The sequence below is a fragment of the Bradyrhizobium sp. UFLA06-24 genome, from assembly GCF_054967145.1.
Map to the genome: position 1 here is coordinate 15,560 of NZ_JADFUE010000017.1, position 22,368 is coordinate 37,927.

Here is a 22,368-nt window from a genome sequence, read left to right on the forward strand (position 1 = left end):
TTCAGTCGATCACATCGTCGGCGCGTATCAGGATAGAGGGCGGCAACGTCAGGCTGAGCGCTCTTGCTGCTCGGGCATTGATCACCAGCTCGAACTTGGTGGGCTGTTCGATTGGCAATTCTGCGGGATGAGCGCCCTTGATGATTTTGTCGACGTAAGTTGCCGCGCGTCGCCAGATATCTTCGATATCGGCTCCGTAAGAGGCGAGTCCGCCGGCATCAACAAAAGGCCTCAGCTCGTAAATTGCCGGGATGCGGCTCTGCGCCGCGAATTGTGCAATTTGGCTACCGCGGCTGAAGAGAACTCCGGAGGCCGGAACTAGGATCGCCCCAACGCCCGCGTCGAGGGCGACCTTAAAGGCTTTCTCGATCTCCGACGAATCGCGAATCTCTACGGACACCATTTTCCAACCCTGCGTCTGGCCGAATGCTTGAGCTGCCGGCCACAATTCGGGATTGGTCGGATCCCAAAAGACCGCCGCAACTTGCGCGGCTGGTGCGAGTTCTTTGAGGATCTGCAGACGCTTGCCGGTCAGCTCCAAGGTTTGAAGACTCATGCCGGTGAAATTTCCTCCCGGCCGGGCAAGTCCCTGCGCGTAGCCTTGGGCCACGGGATCGGGTGCGGCCGTCATAATGATAGGAATAGTGTGCGTTGTCTCTTTGAGAGAGGATAGCACCGTACCGCCGCCAGTGGCGACGACCATGTCGACCTGATGGACAAGCTCGGGCAGCGTCGAAAGGGCATCCGTGCCGCGCGCTTCGGTTACGAAATCGCGCCCGAAGACGTAACCTAGCTCCGCCATTCCGCGTAAGAATGCGCGCACCGTACGGTTGCGGGGAAGCGGACCCGTCATATCCGCGGTTGGTCCGCCAATGCTGACAATGCCGAGCCGCGCCGGTCTGCGAGACGTCTCGGCTCGAACTGCCATCGGCCAGGTCAAGGTCGCGAAACCGATGGAGCGGACAAAACTGCGTCGGTCCATGTCTGCTTGGCTCCTATCGAGCAAATGCGACAAAACCATCTTCTCTGATTACCACGCGGATTCTGATAGGCAAACGTCCACACATGGCCCATCGCTTCCGGTAGGACGTCGCGGCGAGATGTCCGGCGGGAGCGCCCCACCGCTGATCAAACCACGCCGCCGACCCGAAGCGGACGTTAGTTGCCTCGCCGTCTGCCTTTCCCAGCAAAGAGCATCAGGAGCGGATACGCCAGCGCGAGAATGAAGGTCGCGTCGAAAAGATAGACCATCACTCCGCGCCCAGGCATTTGCCGGACTCCAGAGGTGCTTCCGCCATATCGCGCTGCGATATGTTGGTTTCTTTGCGACATCACAAACATCTCGGCGACCCGTCCGGGTAGGCTCCTTGTCATGGAACCCGGAACGCCCACGTGCGGCATGAGCGCGACTAATCGCGTCGCAATTCACGCTGGGATGACGAGACGATCATGATCGGCGGCAGCATTTCCCGATGGACGATGACCTACTTCGCGGCGGCGCTGACCTGGCTGCTGGCTGCGCTCGCGCTGATGGTCGCGGGCATCGGACACCCTGCGGCGGATCTCGCAGCACCGGACACGCTCGTTCTGGTGCATGTTGTTTGCATCGGTTGGTTGAGCATCGCGATGTGCGGAGCGCTTTTCCAATTCGTCCCTGTCCTGGTGGCTCAGCCTCTGTTCTGCGAACGATGGGCGCTGCCTGCCCTGGCCTTGGTGACGGCGGGACTGGTTTCGCTGCTCGCCGGGTTCATGGCTTTAGGCGCCCGCCTGCCTTCCGCGCCATGGCTTCTGCCGCTCGGGGCCGTGCTGCTGGTTGTCGGCTTCGGCCTCATCGTGGTCGACCTCGGTCTGACGGCCTGGCAGCGGCCGTCGGGACCGGCACGATTCGTCCTGGTTGGCCTCGCCTCTCTTTGCGCGACGGCCGCTTTCGGCGCGGTGTTCGCGTTCGCATTGGCCGGATGGGCGGGGCGGATCGGCGATGCTGTCCTGGCGCGGGGCATCCCGCTGCATGCCATCGCCGGGCTCGGCGGCTGGCTGACGTTGACGGCGATGGGCGTCAGCTACCGATTGCTGTCCATGTTCATGCTGGCGCCTGACGTCGAGGATCGGAAGAGCCGCCTGACGCTCGCCGCCGGCGCGCTCGCGGTCGCGGCGACCGTCGGCGGCGGAGCCGCGGCGATCGGCTTCGAACTGGGGCTGAATATGGTGCTCTCGATCGCCGCGGTTTTCGGCCTGGCTTGCGCCGCTCTCTACGGTCGGGATCTTGCCGGCATCTTCCGTGCCCGCAAGCGGCGTCAGCTCGAGCTCAACATGCGGATGGCGATGCTGTCATTCGCCAGCTTGGCGGCAACGGGGCTGCTGGGAATAGCGCTCGTCTCGACGCGAACGCTGTCGCTGCATCTGGGCGCCTTTGCCTTCCTGGCGGCGTTCGGCTGGTTGTCGGGGCTGGTGCTGGCCAAGCTCTACAAGATCGTTGCGTTTCTCACCTGGCTCGAGACCTACGGACCCGTGATGGGACGCGCGCCGACGCCGCGCGTCCAGGACCTGGTCGCGGAAAGCAGGGCGACCAAGTGGTTCGCGATCTACTACGTCTCCGTCTGGATGGGGACGCTTGCTCTGCTGGCGGCACAGCCGGGCGCGTTCCGGATGGCCGCGGCCGCGATGACCGTCGGGGTCGTCGGCATCATCCACGAAATCATTCGAATCCGGCGTCTGGAAGACGTCGCCTTGCCGCTGCGCCTGCCGGCGGGCGCCGTCGCGCCGCATCTTTTGTTCGCCAAAACCTGAGGAGACCGCAATGACCGACTATTTGGATGTCGATGCCCGTCCGATCCTGCGTGCCGGTGGCGAGCCGTTCTCGGTCATCATGGCCGCGGTCGGTCGTCTCCAGCAAGGGCAGGGTCTTCGACTCTACGCGCCGTTCAAGCCGGTGCCGTTGTTCGCCGTCATGGCCGACAAGGGTTTTGCTCATTCGGCAAGCGAACTCGAAGGCGGCGAATGGGAGGTGCTGTTCACGCCTGTCGGGGCCGAGCGGGAAACCACACCGATCGCCGCAAGCAATTCGCCCTTCGCCCCCTGGCCCGAACCGGTCGTGGAACTCGACAACCGCGACCTCGATCCGCCCGAGCCCATGGTCAGGATTCTCGCTGCGGCGGAAAAGCTCGGTCCCGGCGAGACGCTGTCGTCTCTTCTGCGACGGGAGCCGGTATTCCTGTTTCCGCAGCTCGAGAAGCGGGGCTTTCGCTGGCTCGGTGGCTTCAGACCTGACGGCGCCACCTACGAACTGACCGTGAGGGCGCCATCATGACGGACCGGTTGCTCGAGGACATCCGCGGCGCGCTGCGCGTCGTGATCGATCCCGAACTGGGCGAGAACATCGTCGATCTCGGTTTCGTCTACGACATCGCGGTGGAAGATGGGGCGGTCCGCATCACGATGACCGCGACGACGCGGGGCTGTCCCGCGACGTCCTTCCTGAAGGAAGGCGTGGAGGCGGCGGCATCGACCGTGCCAGGGGTCGCTGCCGTCGACGTCGCGATGACCTTCGAACCGGCCTGGACCCCCGACCTCATCGAGCCGGCCGTTCGGGCCTCGCTCGGCTTCGCTGCAGTGAATTGATCGCGCGTTATGGCCATCACTATCGAGATCGATCACGCGAGGACGCGGGCCAGGGCAGCTGCTGCAGCCGGCTCGCCCGTCGTACCGCAGGCCGTCAAAGGTCCCATCCGAAGGATCAAATGGGCCATCTTGCTGCTGACCTTGTCGATCTACTACGTCACGCCGTTCGTCCGCTGGGATCGTGGACCGAACGCGCCCGACCAGGCCGTGCTGCTCGACTTCGCCAACGGGCGCCTCTACGCGTTCTTCGTCGAGATATGGCCTCAGGATCTCTATCTGGTCACGGGCCTGTTGGTGCTCGCCTCGACGATCCTGATCCTCACCAACGCGCTGGCGGGCCGTCTCTGGTGCGGCTTCGCATGTCCCCAGACGGTCTGGACCGATCTGTTCCTGCTGGTCGAGCGCCTGATCGAAGGCGACAGACGCCAGCGTCTCAAGAATATCGGAGCGCCCCTCACGCCCAAGCGGGTTGTCCAGACCGTTGCCAAGCACGCGGCGTGGCTTCTGATCGCGCTAGCGACGGGCGGCACGCTGATCTTCTACTTCACCGATGCGCCTGAGCTGCTGCGCGACTTGGCTGTCGGCAATGTGTCGGCCAACGCCCTGACCTGGATCGCGGTGTTCACGGGCACGACGTATGGGCTTGCGGGTTTTGCGCGCGAGCAGGTCTGCACTTTCATGTGCCCCTGGCCGCGCCTGCAGGGCGCGATCTGGGATCCCGAGGCCTATACCGTCAACTATCGCGACTACCGCGGCGAGCAGCGGACCTCCGCGAAGAAGGCCGCCGAATTGCGCCTCCGGGGCGAGACGGCAGGCGATTGCGTGGACTGCGGCCAGTGCGTCGCGGTCTGTCCGATTGGGATCGACATCCGGCAGGGTCCGAACTTCGCCTGCATCAATTGCGGCCTCTGCGTCGATGCCTGCGACGGCGTGATGGCGAAGCTCGGGCGCCCGCGGGGGCTGATCGATTACGAAAGCTGGGCCAACATCGAACGGGGGCGCAGCAAGGAACCTCCGCGCAACCGTCTGCTGCGGCCGAAGACGCTCGGCCTTTCGGCGGCCTGCCTTGCGCTGGCTGGAACGATCGGCGTTGCGTTCGCGACGAAGACCACCGCGACCCTGTCGGTCCAGCACGATCGCGATCCCGTCGCCGTTCGCCTGTCGGACGGCTCCCTGCGCAATGCCTACACGGTAAAGCTCCTCAACAAGTCGTCGAGCGCTCATCGCTACACGCTGTCCGTCAGCGGCATCGACGGAAAGCTTTCGATCGTCGGCAACGACGACCTCTCTCCGATCGAAGTCGGCGCCGACGCCTCGGAATCTCTGCGGGTGACCTTGACCGCAGCGGACGCCGAGCAACGCGACGTCGTGTTCACGGCCCGCGACGAGACCGGTCGCGCGCTCTCTGCCACGGACCGCTTCATCGAGCGCTGACGCGTCCGATGAAGATCCCCGAGTTCATCTCGAAATTCGCTGCGTTGAGCCGCACGACCGAACGCCAACGGCCACTCGGGTAATGATGGCAATATGCGCCTGTTTTGCCCGACGTGTCAAACCATATTCGGAAAGGGCGAATAAGGGCGCGAGGCGAAATTCTTCAACGATTTGTACTGTGCATGGGGTTGTTTTCGCGGTCTTCTGTCCACCCCCTGAGGGGACGGATTCTTAGCCACGCACGCGCTTCAGCATCTGCTCGACATGGGCGATCGGCGTCTCCGGCTGGATGCCGTGGCCGAGATTGAAGATGAAGCGCCCTTGCGAAAAATTCGCCAGCACGTCGTCCACCGCGCGGTCGAGCGCATCGCCGCCGGTGATCAGCACCAGCGGATCGAGATTGCCCTGCACCGCGACGCGGCTCTGCACGCGCTCGCGGATGAAGGCGGGCTCCGCGGTCCAGTCGATGCTGACGCCGTTGACGCCGGTCGCCTCGACGTAACCCGGCAATTGCGCGCCGGCTCCGCGGGGGAAGCCGACGATCCTGGCATCCGGCACCTTGGCGCGCACGCCTTCGACGATGCGGCGCGTCGGCTCGGTCGACCAGCGCGCGAACTCGGCCGGCGGCAGCACGCCGGCCCAGGTGTCGAAGATCTGCAGGGCATTGGCGCCGGCGTCGAGTTGCGCCAGCAGATATTGGATCGAGTTCTCGACCAGCACGTCGATGATCTTGGAGAATGCCTTGGGATGCCGGTAGGCCATCATCCGCGCCGGTGCCTGGTCCGGCGTGCCCTGGCCCGCGACCATGTAGGTCGCAACCGTCCACGGCGCGCCGCAGAAGCCGATCAGTGCAATCTTGGGATCGAGCGCGCCGCGCACGATCTTGAGCGCCTCGAACACCGGCTGGAGCTTTGCGAAATCGGCTTGCGCGGCGAGCGTTCCGACTTTCGCCGGATCGTCCAACGGCTCCAGCCGGGGACCTTCGCCGACCTCGAAGCGGACGGAACGGCCGAGCGCGTAGGGGATCACCAGGATGTCGGAGAAGATGATCGCCGCGTCGAAACCGAACCGGCGGATCGGTTGCAGCGTGACTTCGGCGGCCAGCTCCGGATTGAAGCAGAGATCGAGGAAGCCGCCGGCCTTGGCGCGCACCTCGCGATACTCAGGCAGATAGCGGCCGGCCTGCCGCATCATCCACATCGGCGGGATGGTTTGCCGCTGGCCGGAGAGCACGTCGATGAGGGGTTTTGTCGCAGACTGGGGCACGAGTGATCCTGATGCAGTTCAAGGTTCCTGATACACCGTGAGAGGCCGGAGCGGAACAGGGGAACCAGCGCAAAAGCGCCGCGTTGCCCTTGCCAGTGGAGGAGGAATTCCATGGCCCAGACATTCAATCCCGCGCCCCACGACAAGCACGCAGACGATTTGCGCGAAGCGCTCGCGGCCGACCGTCACGCCAAGCTCGATACCGGGTTGGAAGATACCTTCCCCGCATCCGATCCCGTCAGCGCCGCGCAGCCGACGCCGTCGAAGGCTGACGCGGAGGCCGACCATCCTTCGCTCTGGGACAAGGTCAAGTCGATCTTCAGCTAGCGGGCGGCTCGCCGGTTTCCGACAGTCTTGCTAAGACCTTGTTAGTGATTTGCGCAGAGGCCGGTCCGTAGGAGTACGGAAAAACCCGTAGATGATAGCGAATCTCAACAGGCGCTTCAGGGTTCAATAAGAGAAGCGGCAGAATTTCCGGATATTGGAGATTTTCTGCCGCATGAGCATCGCCTCTCAGAGAGCCGGATGGAGCCGCCTGCCGTTGCGCGCGGCGGCGTTCGTCGTGCTCACCTGCGTCGCGATCCTCGGCGTCAGCGGCTGGCGCGAATGGGCCACGCGGGACGCGGTGCTCAAGGGCGCCGAGACCGAGATGGCGAATGTCGCGCGCTCGCTCACGCAGCATGCCGAGGACAGTCTTGATCTACTGGATTCGGGCGTCGTCGGCGTCGTCAGCCGGCTGGAGATGGACAGCGCGAATCCCGCCACGATTGCCAAGCTGCGCACCCTGCTGGAGGCGCGCAAGAAGGCGATGGAGCGCGTCCACAGCCTCGCCATCATCGACGATCAGGGCAACTGGCTGACTTCGCCCGGCACGACCGCCTCGACGCTCAGCGACGACGCCTTCTTCCGCCACCACCAGCTCTCGTCCAATCGCGAGGCCTTTGTCGGTCGTCCGGTAAAGAGCCTCGTTGACGGCGAATGGGTTGTGACCCTGTCGCGCCGCTTCAACAAGCCTGACGGCAGCTTCGGCGGCGTGGTGCTCGCGGCAATCGGCTCCAGCTATCTATCGCATTTCTACGAGCAGTTCGAGATCGGTCGCAACAGTTCGGTGACGCTGACATACGGCGATGGCATGATCATCGCGCGAACCCCGAACAACGAGAAGTTCGTCGGCCGCAATGTCGGCGACGGGCCGCTGTTTCGCGATATTAGCCTGCGACAGTCGAGCGGCGCTTATCACTTCAAGTCCCCGCTGGACGGCGCCGAACGCGTCAGCTTCTTCAAGCGCAGCGGCCGCTATCCGCTCGTCCTGATCGCCACCCTCGACAAGGATGCGTTGCTGGCGCCATGGCGGGCCGCGGCGATCTCGCGCATGCTGTACGTGGTCGCGTTGGTGATGCTGATCGCGATCATCGGCGCGGTGCTGGTGCGGCAGTTGCAGCGCGGCCAGCGCATGGCCGCGGCCCTAGTCGAGAAGGAGGCGCATTTCCGACTGCTGGCCGAAGGCTCCAGCGACATGGTCACCCGTATCGGGCTCGACGAGCGGCTACGCTACGTCTCGCCCTCGTCCATCCGCGTCGTCGGCTGGCGCCCCAATCAGCTGATCGGCACGGACGCACTCGCCGGCATCCATCCGGAGGACCGGCCGCACGTCCAGGCCGTCGTCGATGCCATGAAGCGCGGCGACACGGACGAAGCTCGGGTCACGTACCGCAACGTGCATCGGCAGAAGTCCGAGGTCTGGCTGGAATCGACCATGCGCGTCACGCGCAAGGACAATGGCAGCGTCGACGGCGTGGTGGCAATCTCGCGCGACATCACCGAGCAGAAGCAATTGGAGACCAGGCTCGAGACGCTCGCGATCGAGGACAGCCTCACCGGCCTTGCCAACCGCCGCCGGTTCGACGAGCGGCTCAATGAAGAGTGGGCGCGCGCCTATCGCGACCGTTCCAGCCTCGGCCTCCTGATGATCGACGTCGATCACTTCAAGGCCTACAACGACGAATATGGCCATCCTGCGGGCGACGTCTGCTTGCGTGTGGTTGCGAAGATCATCGCGGCGGAGACGCAGCGGGTCGGCGATCTCGCGGCGCGTTATGGCGGTGAGGAATTCGCCATGCTGCTGCCGAACACCGATGCCGCCGGCTGCGCCCAGGTCGGCGAGCGGATCCGCAGCGCTGTTCACGATGCAGGTCTGGTCCATGCTTCCAATCCGGCCGCTTCCTGCGTCACCGTCTCGGTCGGCGGTGCGGCCTGCCGGCCGGCCTTCGAACGCACCGCGGGCACGGGATCGCTGGTGGAAGCTGCGGACCGGGCGCTCTACGCCGCCAAGGATGCCGGCCGCGACCAGTTGGTGATGTCCGGCGAGGTCACGAACCTACTGCCCAAGGCGGCTGGCCAATAATCCCTAATAATGCGGCGGCCGCTCGTTGATGGGGCCCGGTGCGTTGGCCTCGGCCTCCTGCAGGCGCTCGCTGAGCTGCGCGAGTTGCCGTGTCAGCGCGTCGATCTGCTTCCATTGCGCGGTGATGGTCTGGTTCAACGTCTCGATCGTGTCGTCCTGATAGGCGAGGCGGGTCTCCAGCGTGTCGATACGCTCGGCGAGCGCTTTGATCTCATTCGTCACGTGGGTGCCCCTTATCCCGTTCGCGCAATCCGTGACCGAGCGCAACGCGCTCGTCGAACACGAAGCATTCGCCGCGCCAGCGGCTCTGCGCCTCGGGAATCTGTTCGAGATATTTCAAGATGCCGCCCTTGAGGTGATAGACCTCGGCAAAGCCGCGGGCCAGCAGATGCGCGCTCGCCTTCTCGCAGCGGATGCCGCCGGTGCAGAACATCGCGATCCGCCGGTGCTTCGCCGGATCGAGCCTTTCAGCGGCAAAATCCTTGAACTCGCCGAAGCTCTTGATCTCGGGGTCGACCGCGCCTTCGAACGTTCCCATCGCCACCTCGAACGCATTGCGGGTGTCCAGGACGAGCGTGTCGGGCGAGGCGATCAGCGCGTTCCATTCGGTGGCATCGACATAGGTGCCGACTTGCCGGGTCGGATCAGCGGCCACATCGCCAAGCGTGACGATTTCCTTCTTCAGCCGCACCTTGAGCCGGCCGAACGGCATCGCCTCCGCAGTCGAGTATTTCAATTCGAGATTGTTCAGCCTGCCGCCGAGCATGCCGCCGTGTGCGAGCTCGTGGGCGAAGGCGTCGATGGCCTCGCCCGCGCGCGCGACGGTCCCGTTGATACCCTCCTCGGCCAGCAGAATGCTGCCCTTGAGGGACAGATCGGCGCAGAACGCGCGCAGCGGCTCACGCAGCTCGCGGTAATCGGGCACGGCGGCGAATTGGTAGAAGGCGCAGACCTTGTAGATCATGCGTCCGTTTAGCAGGCGGGGGGCGCCCAGAAAACCCGCAACCAACAGCTCTATTCCCAGCGGATGGCAGCCATCTTCCTGGTATGCCAACATTGCCCGCATGGGCCGGAATATGTCATGTAAGCCTGTTTTCCGGGATACCGCACCATCCGCGCCCCCGGTCTGAGAAAGAGCAAGAATTCGATGAGAAACTTCCATTTCCCCGGCAGGTCCACCGTCCATGCCACCAATGCAATGGTGGCGACCTCGCATCCGCAGGCCTCGCTGGCTGCCATCGAGGTGTTGCGCGAGGGCGGCACGGCGGTGGACGCGGCGGTCGCGGGCTCCGCCTTGCTCGGCGTGATCGAGCCGCAATCGACCGGCATCGGCGGCGACTGCTTTGCGCTGATCCAACCGCGTGGCGAGGGCAAGATCGTCGCCTATAACGGCTCCGGCCGCGCGCCGATGGCGGCGAACGCCGACTGGTATCTCGAGCGCAAGATCAACTCGGTGCCGCTGACTTCGGCCCACGCGGTTTCGATCCCCGGCGTGATCGACGCCTTCGCGACCGTGCTGCGCGACCACGGCAAGTTCGGCTTTGACCGGCTGCTGCAGCCGGCGATCAAGGCGGCCGAGGAAGGCTACGTCGTCGCGCCCCGCATCGCCTTCGACTGGAAGAACCAGTTCGAGAAGCTGAAGAACGGCACCAATACGGTGCGCTACCTCTTGCCGGGCGGCAAGCCGCCGGTTGCCGGCGACGTCATCCGGCAGGCCGAACTTGGCAAGACGCTGCGCGCGATTGCAAAGGACGGCCGCGATGCCTTCTACAAGGGCGCGATTGCGGAGGACATGGTCGAAACCCTGCGCGCCATCGGTGGTCTGCACACGCTGGACGATTTCGCCGCGCACACCACCGAAGTCACGACGCCGATCGGCACGATGTACAAGGGCTACGATTTCTGGCAGTGCCCGCCGAACGGCCCCGGCGTCACCGCGCTCTTGATGCTCAACATTCTGTCGCGCTTCGACCTGACCAAGTACGCGCCCATCAGCGTCGAGCGCTTCCATCTCGAAGCGGAAGCCGCGCGCATCGCCTACATGAATCGCGAGATGCATGTCGCCTCGCCGGACCATATGAAGATCAACGTCGCCGAGATGCTCGAAAAAGGCTTTGCCGACGAGTACATCAGCAAGATCCGCATGGACGGCATGCTCGACCTGCCGAATGTTGCGCCGCCGATGAATCCCTCGACCATCTACATCACGGTGGTGGACAAGGACCGCAACGTCTGCTCCTTCATCAACTCGGTCGCGCATTCGTTCGGCTCGGCCATCGTCTCCAACAACACCGGCGTGTTGTTCCAGAACCGCGCCGGTGGTTTCCGCATCCAGCCGGGCCATCCGAACTGCATCGAAGGCGGCAAGCGTCCGCTGCATACCATCATGCCGGGCCTGCTCACCAAGGGCGGCCGTTCGACGATGTCGTTCGCGGTGATGGGCGGCCAGTACCAGCCGACCGGTCAGACCCATCTCCTCACCAACATCCTCGACTATGGTTGCGACGTGCAGGAGGCGATCGATATGCCGCGCGGCCTGCACTACGAGGGCCAGTACCAGCTCGAGGACAGCGTGCCGGTCGATGTCGTGGAAGGCCTCAAGAAGCTCGGCCACAAGACCACCAGCGTCGTCGGCCCGCTTGGCGGCGCGCAGGCGATCTGGATCGACTGGGACAAGGGCACGCTCACCGGCGGTTCTGATCCGCGCAAGGATGGCTGCGCGCTGGGCTATTGATCAGGCGCGAAGTTCCCGCCGCAACATCAGCAAAAGTTGACGAAGGGGCGACGCGGCAATTCGCTGCGTCGCCCCTTCTCGTTCGGAACTGGGCTCATTGCTCCAAGTTAAGGGGCGATGAGCGGTGCAGGCGTGCGCTGCTTGTTGCAGACCAGCGGCGGAGGCCGTCCATGCCCGACCATTCAAGTTCCCGACCATCCGGATTCGACAGGCGCGCCTTCATGGCGGGTGCCGCCGGCAGCGCGCTTGTTCCGATGACGGCGCGCGCGGCCGCGCAGGATCCGAGTTCATCGTCCAGACAAGATCCTTCGCTTCCCGTCGACGTCACATTGCGGGTGAATGGCCAGGACAAGCGCCTGAGCCTGGACGCACGCACCACGGTGCTCGATGCACTGCGAGAGCATCTCAAGCTCACCGGCAGCAAGAAGGGCTGCGACCACGGACAATGTGGCGCCTGTACCGTGCTGGTCGGCGACCGCCGCGTGGTGTCGTGCCTGACGCTGGCGCTTGCGGCCGAAGGGCAGGAGATCACGACGATCGAAGGACTCGCGACCGACGACCACTTGCATCCGATGCAGCAGGCCTTCATCGACAACGATGCCTTCCAATGCGGCTATTGCACGCCTGGCCAGATCATGTCGGCAATTGCCTGCGTGAAGGAGGGCCATGCAAGCAGCGATGCCGACATCCGGGAGTACATGAGCGGCAACATCTGCCGCTGTGCCGCCTATCCGAACATCGTCGCTGCCGTGAAGCAGGCCGCGCCCGAGATCATGAAAGGTTAGGCCATGCGACCGTTTTCGTATCAGAGGGCAATGGACCCTGATATGGCCGTGCAGGCGCTCAGCACCGCGGCGGCCGCCAACAATCCGCTGACAAAGGCGTCCGCGCAGCCGCTCGCCGGAGGCACCACGCTGATCGACTTGATGAAGCTCGACGTGATGCGGCCTGCCGCGATCGTCGACATCAATCCGCTTTCGGAGGGCTGGTCGGCAATTGATCCCGGCGGTGAAAACCTGCGCCTTGGCGCGCTTGCAAAAATGTCCGATGTCGCCGGGCATGATGAGATCCAGCGCAACTATCCCGTCGTGGCAAATTCCCTGAAACTCGCGGCGAGTGCCCAACTGCGCAATATGGCGACGCTCGGCGGCAACGTGATGCAACGGACGCGTTGCAGCTATTTCCGCGACGTCTCCTACGAGAATTGCAACAAGCGTAATCCCGGTTCCGGCTGCGCTGCGATGGACGGGGTCAATCGCATGCATGCGGTCCTCGGCACATCGGAGCAGTGCATCGCGACCTATCCCGGTGATTTCGCCCAGGCATTGATCGCGCTGGATGCCTCGGTCGAGGTGACCGGCAGGTCCGGCACCCGCAGCAAGCCGTTTGCGGAGCTGCACAAGGCGCCCGGCAATACGCCCGAGATCGAGACCACGCTTCAGCCGGGCGAGTTGATTTCCGCCTTCGTCATTTCCGGCCGCTGGCCACGCTCGGTTTATCTGAAGGTCCGCGACCGCCAGTCCTATGAATTTGCGCTCTCGTCGGCCGCGGTCGCGCTGGATGTACAGGACGGCACCATCAGGGATGCTCGCGTCGCACTGGGCGGCGTGGCCACCGTGCCTTGGCGTGCGCGAGAGGCGGAAGCGCTGCTGAAGGGACAAAGGTTTGACGATGCTCTAGCGCAGCGCGCCGCCGATGCCGCTTTTGCAGACGCCAGGGGGCGTCAGCACAACAGTTTCAAGATCGCGCTCGGCAAGCGCGTGGTGGCTCGCGCGCTTCAGCAGGCCGTAACGATGGAGATCTGACCATGACTGCTGCAGCACCCGAGCCGAAGGCGAATATGGGGCGGCCCGTGCCGCGCTATGATGCGGTCGCAAAGGTCACGGGGCGGGCGACCTACGGCTCCGACATGCCGCTGGACAATCCGGCCTATGCGTTCCTGGTCACCAGCGCGATTTCCAAAGGCCGCATCGACAGCTTCGATCTCGACGACGCCAAAAATGTCCGTGGCGTGATCGACATTGTCACGTACGAGAACGCGCCCAAGCTGAAGGAATCGAAACTCTTCAGCAATGGCGGTTATGCCGGCACCACGATCCAGCCGCTGAAATCGGCCGATATCGCCCATGACGGCGAGATCATCGCGGTGGTCGTCGCGGAGAGCTACGAGGCCGCGCGCGAAGCGGCCAATCGCGTCAAGGTCAGCTACACGGCGATCACGCCGGCTGCGAGCTTCGACTCGCCGGGAACCACCAAAGCCGCCGCAAAAGGCCAGAACGCACAATTCAAGGAAGATCCGCAAGTCGGCGATTTCGCCAGAGCATTCGACGAGGCGGACGTGAAGCTTACCGCTTCGTACGAGACTCCGACACAGCATCACAATCCGATGGAGCTGTTTTCAACGAGCTGCGCCTGGATGGGCGATAATCTCGTCATCTACGAGCCCAGCCAATACGTCTACGGCCTGAAGAACGGCGTCGCCGAACAGCTCGGCATCGATGCCGACAAGGTGAGAGTGGTCAATCCCTATGTTGGCGGCGGCTTTGGCTCGCGCGGCTCGATGACGCCGCGCACCGCCATCATCGCCGGCATCGCCAGGCGCCTGAACCGGCCGGTCAAGCTGGTCCCGACCCGCGACCAGGGCTTTACCATCGCGACCTATCGCGCCGAGACCCGACACGAGATCAAGCTTGGCGCCAGTCGCGACGGCAAGCTGGTCGCGCTCAGGCACGAAGGCGCCGAAATATCCTCGCGCGCCGATCCCTATTGCGTCGGCGGTACCAAGACGACGACGCGGCTCTATGCCTGCCCGAATGTTGATAGTCTCGTGTCGATCGTGCGTGCCGACCGCAACACGCCGGGCTTCATGCGCTCGCCACCGGAGGTGCCGTATCTGTTCGCGCTGGAGAGCGCGATGGATGAGCTCGCAGTCAAGCTCAACATGGATCCGGTCGAGCTCCGCCGCGTCAACGACGCCACCAACGAGCCGATCGGCGGCAAGCCCTATACGTCGCGTGCGCTGATGGCGTGTTTCGACGAAGCGGCCAAAGTCTTCGGCTGGGCCCAGCGCTCGGCCGCGCCGAAATCCATGTCCGATGGCGACTGGTTGATCGGCTATGGCTGCGCGGCCACCTGCTATCCGACGCAGATGGCGCCATCGGCAGCGCGCGTGCGTCTGCAGCGCGACGGCCGCACGCGCGTCGAGATCGCCGGCCATGAGATCGGCACCGGCGCCTACACCATCATCGCCCAGACCGCTTCTGAGCGGCTCGGTGTTCCCCTGGAGAAGGTCTCCGTCTTTATCGGCGATAGCGACCTGCCGCCGGCGCCGGTTGCGGGCGGCTCAAATTCCACGGCGAGCACGTGCTCGGCGGTGATGATGGTGTGCGACCAGGTCCGGCAAAGATTGTTCAAGGCGTTGATGCCGAACGAAAGTCTCACGGATAAGGCCAAGGAAACGGTCGGCATCGGCCAGACGCCGACGACGCAGGCGGCGAAGAGCGATCGGCCGCTCGATCTGGAGAAGGCATTTGATGCGCTGGGCGCCGGTGTGGTCGAGGAATATGGCGAGTGGAAGCCGGAAGGCGCGCCGCTGGATTCCTTTAAGGCCATGCATAGCGGGCACGCGCGGCTGGTCGGCGGCGCCGCCATGAAGGATAAGATTGCCTATGCGTTCGGCGCCGAGTTCGTCGAGGTTCGCGTCAACCGCTTCACCCACGAGATCCGCTGCCCCCGGCTGGTCGGCGCCTTCGCGGCCGGCCGCATCATGAATCCGCGCACGGCGCGGAGCCAGCTCATGGGCGGGCTGATCTGGGGCATGTCCTCGGCGCTGCTGGAGGCCACCGAGATCGACGAACGCACCGCGCGCTACGTCAACGACAACTTGGCCGACTATCTCGTGCCGGTGAATGCCGATGTGCCTGGTGTCGAGGTGATCTTGCTCTCCGAGCAGGACGATCATATCAATCCGGCTGGCGCGAAGGGGCTCGGCGAGCTCGCCAATGTCGGCACCAATGCGGCGATCTGCAATGCGATCTATCACGCCACCGGCCAGCGCATTCGCAAGCTGCCGGTGCGGCTCGAAAATATCGAGGTCTAAAGGGTGGAAACCGTGGGCTCGTTGCGCTAGACACCTCCCGCCTCAAAGGAAGGGTGTCTTATGCAGCGTTTCCAGCGCATGCTCCTCGCCATCATGTCGGCGCTCGCGATCACGCTGATCGGGGTGTCGGCATTCGTTTCCACCACGGCCTCGGCCCAGACCGCAGGAAAGACCATGACCACAGCCTCAGGACTGCAGATCACCGATAGCGTCGTCGGCACCGGCGCCTCGCCGAAGCCCGGCCAGATTTGCGTGATGCACTACACCGGCTGGCTCTACGAGAATGGCCAGAAGGGCAAGAAATTCGACTCGTCCGTCGATCGCAACGAGCCGTTCGAATTCCCGATCGGCAAGGGTCGCGTCATCGCCGGCTGGGACGAGGGTGTTGCCACGATGAAGGTCGGCGGCAAACGCACCCTGATCATCCCGCCGCGGCTCGGCTACGGCGCGCGCGGCGCCGGCGGCGTGATCCCCCCGAACGCCACGCTGATGTTCGACGTCGAGCTGCTCGCGGTGAAGTGAGCGCACAAAAAAGACCGGCCATTTGACCGGTCTTTTCATGTCCAGTCTGACACGCGTTACTCGGTCGCGCGGCGTGCCGACGCAGCAGCGCGATCAATCGCATCCTTGGCGGCGTCCTTGGCATCGCCCATGGCCTGCTGGCCTTTGCCCTTCACCTCCTGGACCGTACCCTCACCCTTCAGGCGTTCCGAGCCGGTCGCTTCCCCGATTCCCTGCTTGGCCTTGCCGATGGCTTCGTTGGCGTTGCCCTTGATCTTGTCGGTCGTGCTACCCATGAAACTCTCCTTGCAGTTTGCTCGCAAGGACAACGTCTGGCGGCTATGAGGGTTCCGATTTTGGTATGGCTTGCGCATGCAGCTTTAGGCTAGCTTGCCGCGCACGGAACCAACAGAAAGCACGAGATATGACCGGCCATGACTACTCGCATTCTCACCATGACCACGATCACGACGATCGCTGGAAACATGACGGCGTGCGCGTCATCCCCGGCAATCAGCTCGACACCAACGTGCCCTCGACCGCGGGCATGGACCGTGCCGCCGCGATCAATTTCGCCCGCGTCGGCGCCCAGAAACTGTGGGCAGGCACGGTCAGCATCAAGCCGGACGCCAAGACCGGCGCGCATCATCACGGCCATCTCGAAAGCGTCATCTATGTGGTGAAGGGCAAGGCGCGGATGCGCTGGGGCGAGAGCCTGCAGTTCACCGCCGAGGCCGGCCCCGGGGATTTCATCTTCGTGCCTCCCTACGTGCCGCACCAGGAGATCAACGCCAGCCCCGACGAGGTGCTGGAATGCGTGCTGGTGCGCAGCGACGGCGAGGCGGTCGCGATCAACCTCGACATCGAGCCGGTCGAGAAGCCCGAGACGGTGCTGTGGATCGACCCTGTTCATCGCGATCCCAACGAGAAGACGTAAGCTGGCCAAAGATGCGGGGTTCGGTGTGACAGAACCCCGCAGATGGCGCGCAAAAAATATTCGGAAGCCTGTCGGGTGGCAGCCCGGCCGTCCGTCCTTGGGCAGAACCCGCCCAAGGAGCTTTTGATGCCCAGGATGATTTTCCTCAATCTGCCGGTGACGGACCTGAAGCGTGCGACTGCCTTCTACGAGGCGATCGGAGCGACCAGGAACCCGCAATTCAGTGACGATAGGGCGAGCTGCATGGTCTTTTCCGAGACCATCTACGCGATGCTGACGACCCACGACAAATTCCGTCAGTTCACGCCGAAGCCGATCGCGGACGCAAAGACCGAGAACCAGGCGCTGTTCTGCCTGTCCGCCGATAGCCGGAACGAGGTCGACGAGATCGTCGGTCGGGCCGAGGCTGCGGGCGGAGTGGCCGATCCCAGTCCGAAGGACGAATACAGCTTCATGTACGGCCGCAGCTTCGAGGATCCGGACGGCCATATGTGGGGTGTGAACTGGCTGGACATGGCAGCCGTCCCCGAGAAGCCCGCTTTGGCGAACGCCTGATCGAAATCTGGAGAGGAGCATTGACGATGTCCAAGCTGGTCCCCTGCATGTGGTTCAACGGCGATGCCGAGGAAGCCGCAAAGTTCTACGTTTCGCTCGTGCCGAATTCGGCGATCACGCACGTCCAGCGCAATGTTGCCGACAATCCGTCCGGCAAGGAGGGCTCGGTGCTTGTCGTCGAGTTCACGGTGGCCGGTCAGCCCTTGGTTGCGCTCAACGGCGGCATGAAGATGGAATACACCCACGCGATCTCGCTGATGATCCATTGTGACGATCAGGTTCAGGTCGATAGCGTCTGGAACGCGTTCCTGGCTCATGGCGGCAAGGAAGAGCAGTGCGGCTGGCTCAGGGACCGTTGGGGCGTGGCCTGGCAGGTGGTGCCGAAGGTGATGTTCGAGTTCCTGTCGAGCCCGGACAGGGCCGCCGCGGCCCGCGCGATGCAGGCCATGATGAAAATGGTGAAGCTGGACGTGGATGTCCTGCGCCGCGCGTTCGAGGGCAAGTCGGCGGCGTGAGCTGGTGCAGTAGCGTGGGCAAAGGCGCGTGAGCGCCGTGCCCATGGTTCGTCCACGATTGAGAGAGGTGGTGGGCACGCTTCGCTTTGCCCACCCGACCGTGCTCGTTCTCTAATAATTGATCCGCAGCCCCACGCCGCCGTGGATGGTGTTGCCCACCGGCTGCGGGCCGAGCGTGCCGTTGGCGAAGAGATCCACGACCCAGCCCTTCTGAACGCGGAAGCCGAGGCGTCCGCCATATTCGAACCAGCCCTGGTTGCCCATCGTCGGCACCACCGTGCCGTCGCCGGTCACGGTGGCGACGATGCCGCTATGGCTGGCGAACGACTGGACCCAGCCGCCATTGATGTTGGTTTCGATGTTGCCGGCGAAGAGATGGGTCCATTGGCCGCCGATCTTGACTAGGCTCGTGCGGTCGGTGCCATCGGCAATCGAGGCGTCGAATGGATTGAATGCGACCGTGTTGTCCTGATAGCCCGACACGCGCTGCCAGAGCTGCCAGATCTCGATCGAGGCCGCGACCTCGTCGCGCGGCGACAGACGGCTCATCCAGCCGGCGCGACCATAGACCGCGTAGTTCGCGGCATTGGTCGAGCTCGTCACGGTCACCGGGCCGAGGCTGGTGTTGTAACTGCGGGTGTAGCGCGCCTTCTCCCACGGCGTCAGGATCGTGCCGACGTCGAAGAACGGACGCGACGAGCCCCAATCGGTGAAATCATAGCGCAGCGCGAAGGCGCCGATCGGTGCGCTGGTGATGTGATAGCCGCCCTCGCTGTATTGCGTGTAGGCGAGGCCGGCCAGCAGCGACAGATTGGGCGTCAGTTCCTTGCGGCCGTGGATGCCGGCCGAGAACGATCCGGCCGAGCCGAACGCGCTGACGCAGTCGCTGCAATTGACCTGTTCGTTGACACCGAGCAGCACTGTTCCGAGCACCCGGTTGGTGATCATCTGATTGAAGCGCTGGCCCGCGAGCCCGTTGACCGAGTTGCCGCTGGAATCGGCACCTGTCGGCGAGGAGATTGGATTCGGCGACGGAGAGGGACTCGGCGAGGGCGATGGACTCGGCGAAGGGTATGGGCTCGGCGACGGATGCGGGGTTGGCTCGCCACATTCGGACTCGCAGCTGGCGGCGGCCGCCGAACGCGCGCTAAATGCGAACAGCGCAAGCGTAGCGGTTGCGGCCAAGGCGCAGGCCAGGACAAGCCTCTTGAAGCCGGGCTGCGTCATCGTCAGCGCCCGCACAGCATGCCGTCGTCATGGACGGCGGGGGCGATGGTCGGTGAAGCGTCAGCGTACTGGTTGACGGCGCAAAGCCCGGCATTGGCGGCGCAGTTGGCCGCAAAGGTCCAGGGCGGCGTGTTGGTCTTGGTGATGGAGACCTTGCCGCCGGTCGAGGTGATGACCGCGGTATCACCCGGCTGGGTGAGCTGAATGCACTGGAAGTTCAGCGTGCAGACGCTGGCCGCGCCGTCCTGAAGTACCACGACCGAGCGGCCGCGCTGCGACAGGATGTCGAGCGTGGTGCCGCGCACGCCGATGGTCGCAAGCGGCGTCGTGATCTTGTAGGCGGTCTTCTGCGAATGGCCGGTGACGAAGCGGAAGGCGCCGGTGGCCATGCGGATCGCGACGTCGCGATAGCTGTGCTCGTCGTTGAAGACGGTGCGGTCCAGCTTCAGCGTCGCGCTCGGCCCGAGCGACAGATTGGTGCTGTCGGCCATCACGAAACGCGCGGCGCTGTCGGCGCCGGTGCGGACGGTCTCGTCACGCAGCATGCTGTCGCCGACACTGATGGGTGTCGGGGTCGCGGCGACGCGGACCACCTCGTTCTGGACCAGGACGGCTTCGCCGACGCGCATCTGCGCCTGCGCTCCAGGCGCAGCGCACAACACGGCCGACAGCAGTGTGGGGAAAAGCAGAAAACGTAAATTCATTTCGTAACCGATCGAGGTCCCTGATCGTACCGGATTGCGCACGCTCGTGTTGTGGCAGAATTATCACAAACGACGCGGGACGAGCGTTAGCTTAGTGACAGTTGCGGCAGAATGCGTTCAATGGATCGGTCGAGTGATTTTTTATTCGCGGTGACGCAGATTTGCCACGCAAAATAGCCCCACAGCAGTCGCGCGAAGCACATACGGTTCCGAAGGTGTCGCGAAGCGCAGTGATTGCTGTCGCGATCTTCCTAGCCGCTCATTTCGCGCTGCTGATCGGACTGGTGACACCGGACAAATTCGTCTTCGACGAGGTGCATTACGTGCCGGCGGCGCGGCAGATGCTGGGCTTCACGGCGTCGCAGCCGATGCTCAATCCAATGCATCCGCCGCTGGCGAAAGAGCTGATCGCGGCTTCGATCGCAGCATTCGGCGACAATGCCTTCGGCTGGCGTTATCCGGCAACGCTGTTCGGTGCGCTCGCGATCGTTGCGATCTATCTCTGCGGTCTTGCGCTGTTCTCCGCGCAGGGGCCAGCGATCGCGGCGCCGCTGATCGCGGCCTTCAACCAGATGCTCTACGTGCAGGCGCGCATCGCAATGCTCGACATCTTTGCGCTCGGCTTCGGCCTGCTCGCCATCGCCGCCTTCATGCACGGCTTCCGGCGCGAGCGGCCGCACGCGCTGTTCGCGCTCGCCGGCAGTCTGTTCGGTCTCGCTGCCGCCTGCAAATGGAGCGGATTGTTTCCACTCGCCGTCTGCATGGTGATCGTTGCGGTGATCCGCCTGATGCAGGGCTGGCACACGCTGTTTGCCGACGCCAAGCCCGGCGACTGGTACCGCCCCGATCTATGGCCGACCTTCAAGGCCCGGCATGCCGCGCTCTGCTTCGCGATGTTGCCGGCCGTGACCTATCTCGCGGCCTTCGTTCCGCTCTATGGCCTGTCGCTGCCGGATCTGATCGAGGCACAGCGCCGGATCTTCGCCGACAACACCACCACTGCGATCGCCGGCCACACCTATATGAGCTCGTGGCCGTCCTGGCCCTTGCTGGCGCGGCCGGTGTGGTTCCTGTTCGACAAGACGACAGACGACGACGTGGCGGCGATCGTCTTCCTCGGCAATCCCCTGGTGCTGTGGCCGGCGCTGCTCGCGCTTGGCGTGGTGCTGCGCGATTTCATCGTCGCGCGTCGCTGGGATGCGTTCTTGATCGCGGCGTTCTATTTCGGGCCCTGGCTTGCCTGGGCGCTGCTGCCGCGCACGCTGGGCTTCATCTACTATTATCTGCCGGCCGCCACCGCGGCCTCGCTCGCGCTGGTCTATGTGCTGCGCAAAGATGGCCTCCCGCGCTGGGTGCTGTGGGCCTATGTCAGCGTTGCCGCGATCGGCTTTGTCGTGATGCTGCCGATTTCAGCCGCCTTCGTCGGCACGTCGATGCAGATGTTCAACAGGCTCATGCTGTTTCAGAGCTGGATCTGACAACAGACAACCGCCCGCCGCTGGCGCGGCAGGCGGTTGTCGATTTGCTGCAATCACTTGGACGCCGTCTTGGTGTCCATGTTCACGACCTGGACGCGGCGGTTGATCGGGTCGGCGCCGTTGGCGGCGTCCTTCAGCTTGGTCTTGCCATAGCCGACGGTGACGAGATCATTGCCATTGAGGCCGTAGTTCTGCACCAGGTACTTCTTGATGGTGTCTGCGCGGCGCTCCGACAGGCCCTGATTGTACTCTTCCGTGCCGATCGCATCGGTATGGCCGGCGACCACGAAGGTCGAGCCCTTCAGCGACGGATCGGACAGCGCCTTGCCGAGCGCCTGCACCGAGGGCACGGAGGTCTTGGCGATATCGGCCGAGTTGTAGTCGAACTGGATCTCCAGATCGATTTTCGGTTTGGTCGCCGCGAGCTCCGCGATCTGGTCACGCTCACCCATCGAGAGAGAACGGGTCGGCCGGTTGCGCACGGTGTTCAGGAAGGTCGCTTCCTTGGCTTGCGCCGTGGGATCGGCCTGCGGACCGGCGGACAGACCGCGGGTGACCGGCTTGGGCTTCAACGCATCCAGGATCTGGCTGGTGGAGACATTGCTGTCGCCGGCGAAAGCCAGGCCGGCCGTCAGCGACAGCACGGCGGTCAGCGTGATCGCCTTCGGTCCAAAAAACCTACTGAAATGGGTCATTGTCGTATCCTCGCTGTAACGCCTGATGGCGGTTTGATGCGACGAGCATAGGGAAGGTTCAAAGGCTCGGATGTGATCTTCCTCACGTTCGTCGTCGGGGCTTCCGGCTTACGCTGCCTCCCCCCGGGGAACCCGTGCTTTTGCTCCCGGCGCCATGCAGACGCGGGAGAGCATTGCTGAAACCCCTGTACGCCGTTCGTC

General features: G+C 64.0%; 23 protein-coding genes. 15 read left to right on the top strand and 8 right to left on the bottom strand.

The features are described from left to right. Position 1 precedes the first annotated feature (1 nt). Positions 2 to 982: an ABC transporter substrate-binding protein gene (locus IF809_RS15960; RefSeq protein WP_462837986.1), complete on the bottom strand. Its 981-nt coding sequence runs from the start codon at positions 980 to 982 to the stop codon at positions 2 to 4. 467 nt (positions 983 to 1,449) lie between these two features. Here IF809_RS15960 and IF809_RS15965 point away from each other — a divergent pair, with 467 nt between their 5' ends. Genes IF809_RS15965 through ccoG form a run of 4 tightly spaced genes read left to right on the top strand, consistent with a single transcriptional unit; the run spans position 1,450 to position 5,052 of the window. Continuing rightward, positions 1,450 to 2,787, top strand: coding sequence for a hypothetical protein (locus tag IF809_RS15965; RefSeq protein ID WP_462837987.1), 1,338 nt, complete (start codon positions 1,450 to 1,452; stop codon positions 2,785 to 2,787). A 10-nt stretch (positions 2,788 to 2,797) separates the two neighbouring features. Beyond that, positions 2,798 to 3,307, top strand: a complete 510-nt coding sequence (locus IF809_RS15970; RefSeq protein ID WP_462837988.1) for a DUF2249 domain-containing protein — start codon at positions 2,798 to 2,800, stop codon at positions 3,305 to 3,307. After that, positions 3,304 to 3,618 carry a metal-sulfur cluster assembly factor gene (locus tag IF809_RS15975; RefSeq protein WP_462837989.1) on the top strand — a complete coding sequence of 105 codons (315 nt, stop codon included), beginning with the start codon at positions 3,304 to 3,306 and terminating at the stop codon, positions 3,616 to 3,618. The genes IF809_RS15970 and IF809_RS15975 overlap by 4 nt, the downstream gene beginning before the upstream one ends. A 9-nt stretch (positions 3,619 to 3,627) precedes the next feature. Next, the gene (ccoG, locus tag IF809_RS15980) at positions 3,628 to 5,052 is read left to right on the top strand and encodes a cytochrome c oxidase accessory protein CcoG (RefSeq protein ID WP_462837990.1); all 1,425 of its coding nucleotides are present in this window, start codon (positions 3,628 to 3,630) and stop codon (positions 5,050 to 5,052) included. A gap of 231 nt (positions 5,053 to 5,283) precedes the next feature. On the opposite strand, the gene hemE is transcribed toward ccoG, so the two are convergent. Further along, positions 5,284 to 6,318 (bottom strand): uroporphyrinogen decarboxylase, encoded by a 1,035-nt coding sequence (gene hemE, locus IF809_RS15985; RefSeq protein WP_462837991.1) that lies wholly within the window; start codon positions 6,316 to 6,318, stop codon positions 5,284 to 5,286. Positions 6,319 to 6,429: 111 nt separating this feature from the next. On the opposite strand from hemE, the gene IF809_RS15990 reads away from it, so the two are divergent. Together IF809_RS15990 and IF809_RS15995 are read left to right on the top strand one after the other, a co-directional pair. Beyond that, a complete protein-coding gene (locus IF809_RS15990) occupies positions 6,430 to 6,645 on the top strand; it encodes a hypothetical protein (protein ID WP_128967942.1) in 216 nt (71 codons plus the stop codon). Between the two features lie 172 nt (positions 6,646 to 6,817). Continuing rightward, the gene (locus tag IF809_RS15995) at positions 6,818 to 8,722 is read left to right on the top strand and encodes a diguanylate cyclase (protein ID WP_462837992.1); all 1,905 of its coding nucleotides are present in this window, start codon (positions 6,818 to 6,820) and stop codon (positions 8,720 to 8,722) included. Positions 8,723 to 8,725: 3 nt separating this feature from the next. Here IF809_RS15995 and IF809_RS16000 read toward each other — a convergent pair whose 3' ends face one another. Both IF809_RS16000 and trhO read right to left on the bottom strand, forming a co-directional pair. After that, positions 8,726 to 8,944: a SlyX family protein gene (locus tag IF809_RS16000; protein ID WP_462837993.1), complete on the bottom strand. Its 219-nt coding sequence runs from the start codon at positions 8,942 to 8,944 to the stop codon at positions 8,726 to 8,728. Continuing rightward, a complete protein-coding gene (trhO, locus tag IF809_RS16005; protein WP_462838011.1) occupies positions 8,934 to 9,686 on the bottom strand; it encodes an oxygen-dependent tRNA uridine(34) hydroxylase TrhO in 753 nt (250 codons plus the stop codon). The genes IF809_RS16000 and trhO overlap by 11 nt, the downstream gene beginning before the upstream one ends. A 183-nt stretch (positions 9,687 to 9,869) precedes the next feature. Between trhO and ggt the strand changes: the two genes are divergently transcribed. From ggt to IF809_RS16030, 5 genes are all read left to right on the top strand, one after another. Beyond that, positions 9,870 to 11,456, top strand: coding sequence for a gamma-glutamyltransferase (ggt, locus tag IF809_RS16010; RefSeq protein WP_453992652.1), 1,587 nt, complete (start codon positions 9,870 to 9,872; stop codon positions 11,454 to 11,456). 221 nt (positions 11,457 to 11,677) lie between these two features. After that, positions 11,678 to 12,241 (top strand): (2Fe-2S)-binding protein, encoded by a 564-nt coding sequence (locus tag IF809_RS16015; protein ID WP_453997724.1) that lies wholly within the window; start codon positions 11,678 to 11,680, stop codon positions 12,239 to 12,241. 3 nt (positions 12,242 to 12,244) lie between these two features. Continuing rightward, positions 12,245 to 13,261 (top strand): FAD binding domain-containing protein, encoded by a 1,017-nt coding sequence (locus IF809_RS16020; protein WP_462837994.1) that lies wholly within the window; start codon positions 12,245 to 12,247, stop codon positions 13,259 to 13,261. 2 nt (positions 13,262 to 13,263) lie between these two features. Beyond that, positions 13,264 to 15,555: a xanthine dehydrogenase family protein molybdopterin-binding subunit gene (locus tag IF809_RS16025; protein WP_453992648.1), complete on the top strand. Its 2,292-nt coding sequence runs from the start codon at positions 13,264 to 13,266 to the stop codon at positions 15,553 to 15,555. Between the two features lie 60 nt (positions 15,556 to 15,615). After that, the gene (locus IF809_RS16030; RefSeq protein ID WP_128967935.1) at positions 15,616 to 16,077 is read left to right on the top strand and encodes an FKBP-type peptidyl-prolyl cis-trans isomerase; all 462 of its coding nucleotides are present in this window, start codon (positions 15,616 to 15,618) and stop codon (positions 16,075 to 16,077) included. 56 nt (positions 16,078 to 16,133) lie between these two features. Here IF809_RS16030 and IF809_RS16035 read toward each other — a convergent pair whose 3' ends face one another. After that, positions 16,134 to 16,352, bottom strand: a complete 219-nt coding sequence (locus tag IF809_RS16035; RefSeq protein ID WP_128967934.1) for a CsbD family protein — start codon at positions 16,350 to 16,352, stop codon at positions 16,134 to 16,136. Positions 16,353 to 16,480: 128 nt separating this feature from the next. Between IF809_RS16035 and IF809_RS16040 the strand changes: the two genes are divergently transcribed. The 3 genes from IF809_RS16040 (at position 16,481) to IF809_RS16050 (ending at position 18,063) form a co-directional block, all read left to right on the top strand. Next, positions 16,481 to 16,993: a cupin domain-containing protein gene (locus IF809_RS16040; RefSeq protein ID WP_128967933.1), complete on the top strand. Its 513-nt coding sequence runs from the start codon at positions 16,481 to 16,483 to the stop codon at positions 16,991 to 16,993. 126 nt (positions 16,994 to 17,119) lie between these two features. Further along, positions 17,120 to 17,548 carry a VOC family protein gene (locus IF809_RS16045; protein ID WP_462837995.1) on the top strand — a complete coding sequence of 143 codons (429 nt, stop codon included), beginning with the start codon at positions 17,120 to 17,122 and terminating at the stop codon, positions 17,546 to 17,548. Positions 17,549 to 17,574: 26 nt separating this feature from the next. After that, on the top strand, positions 17,575 to 18,063 hold the full coding sequence (locus tag IF809_RS16050) for a VOC family protein (protein WP_128967931.1): 489 nt from the start codon (positions 17,575 to 17,577) through the stop codon (positions 18,061 to 18,063). A gap of 111 nt (positions 18,064 to 18,174) precedes the next feature. On the opposite strand, the gene IF809_RS16055 is transcribed toward IF809_RS16050, so the two are convergent. Then, the gene (locus IF809_RS16055; protein WP_462837996.1) at positions 18,175 to 19,290 is read right to left on the bottom strand and encodes a hypothetical protein; all 1,116 of its coding nucleotides are present in this window, start codon (positions 19,288 to 19,290) and stop codon (positions 18,175 to 18,177) included. A gap of 2 nt (positions 19,291 to 19,292) precedes the next feature. After that, entirely contained in the window at positions 19,293 to 19,994 is a 702-nt protein-coding gene (locus IF809_RS16060) for a FecR family protein (RefSeq protein ID WP_128967929.1), read from the bottom strand. A gap of 173 nt (positions 19,995 to 20,167) precedes the next feature. Between IF809_RS16060 and IF809_RS16065 the strand changes: the two genes are divergently transcribed. Beyond that, positions 20,168 to 21,472 carry a phospholipid carrier-dependent glycosyltransferase gene (locus tag IF809_RS16065; protein WP_462838012.1) on the top strand — a complete coding sequence of 435 codons (1,305 nt, stop codon included), beginning with the start codon at positions 20,168 to 20,170 and terminating at the stop codon, positions 21,470 to 21,472. A gap of 53 nt (positions 21,473 to 21,525) precedes the next feature. Here IF809_RS16065 and IF809_RS16070 read toward each other — a convergent pair whose 3' ends face one another. After that, positions 21,526 to 22,167, bottom strand: coding sequence for an OmpA family protein (locus tag IF809_RS16070; RefSeq protein WP_128967928.1), 642 nt, complete (start codon positions 22,165 to 22,167; stop codon positions 21,526 to 21,528). Between the last annotated feature and the right edge of the window lie 201 nt (positions 22,168 to 22,368).

Bases quoted from the DNA above. Each gene is read 5' to 3' on its own strand.
- IF809_RS15960 (WP_462837986.1), bottom strand. From the start codon at position 982: ATGGACCGACGCAGTTTTGTCCGCTCCATCGGTTTCGCGACCTTGACC.
- IF809_RS15965 (WP_462837987.1), top strand. From the start codon at position 1,450: ATGATCGGCGGCAGCATTTCCCGATGGACGATGACCTACTTCGCGGCG.
- IF809_RS15970 (WP_462837988.1), top strand. From the start codon at position 2,798: ATGACCGACTATTTGGATGTCGATGCCCGTCCGATCCTGCGTGCCGGT.
- IF809_RS15975 (WP_462837989.1), top strand. From the start codon at position 3,304: ATGACGGACCGGTTGCTCGAGGACATCCGCGGCGCGCTGCGCGTCGTG.
- ccoG (WP_462837990.1), top strand. From the start codon at position 3,628: ATGGCCATCACTATCGAGATCGATCACGCGAGGACGCGGGCCAGGGCA.
- IF809_RS15990 (WP_128967942.1), top strand. From the start codon at position 6,430: ATGGCCCAGACATTCAATCCCGCGCCCCACGACAAGCACGCAGACGAT.
- IF809_RS15995 (WP_462837992.1), top strand. From the start codon at position 6,818: ATGAGCATCGCCTCTCAGAGAGCCGGATGGAGCCGCCTGCCGTTGCGC.
- trhO (WP_462838011.1), bottom strand. From the start codon at position 9,686: ATGATCTACAAGGTCTGCGCCTTCTACCAATTCGCCGCCGTGCCCGAT.
- ggt (WP_453992652.1), top strand. From the start codon at position 9,870: ATGAGAAACTTCCATTTCCCCGGCAGGTCCACCGTCCATGCCACCAAT.
- IF809_RS16015 (WP_453997724.1), top strand. From the start codon at position 11,678: ATGGCGGGTGCCGCCGGCAGCGCGCTTGTTCCGATGACGGCGCGCGCG.
- IF809_RS16020 (WP_462837994.1), top strand. From the start codon at position 12,245: ATGCGACCGTTTTCGTATCAGAGGGCAATGGACCCTGATATGGCCGTG.
- IF809_RS16025 (WP_453992648.1), top strand. From the start codon at position 13,264: ATGACTGCTGCAGCACCCGAGCCGAAGGCGAATATGGGGCGGCCCGTG.
- IF809_RS16030 (WP_128967935.1), top strand. From the start codon at position 15,616: ATGCAGCGTTTCCAGCGCATGCTCCTCGCCATCATGTCGGCGCTCGCG.
- IF809_RS16035 (WP_128967934.1), bottom strand. From the start codon at position 16,352: ATGGGTAGCACGACCGACAAGATCAAGGGCAACGCCAACGAAGCCATC.
- IF809_RS16040 (WP_128967933.1), top strand. From the start codon at position 16,481: ATGACCGGCCATGACTACTCGCATTCTCACCATGACCACGATCACGAC.
- IF809_RS16045 (WP_462837995.1), top strand. From the start codon at position 17,120: ATGCCCAGGATGATTTTCCTCAATCTGCCGGTGACGGACCTGAAGCGT.
- IF809_RS16050 (WP_128967931.1), top strand. From the start codon at position 17,575: ATGTCCAAGCTGGTCCCCTGCATGTGGTTCAACGGCGATGCCGAGGAA.
- IF809_RS16055 (WP_462837996.1), bottom strand. From the start codon at position 19,290: ATGACGCAGCCCGGCTTCAAGAGGCTTGTCCTGGCCTGCGCCTTGGCC.
- IF809_RS16060 (WP_128967929.1), bottom strand. From the start codon at position 19,994: ATGAATTTACGTTTTCTGCTTTTCCCCACACTGCTGTCGGCCGTGTTG.
- IF809_RS16070 (WP_128967928.1), bottom strand. From the start codon at position 22,167: ATGACCCATTTCAGTAGGTTTTTTGGACCGAAGGCGATCACGCTGACC.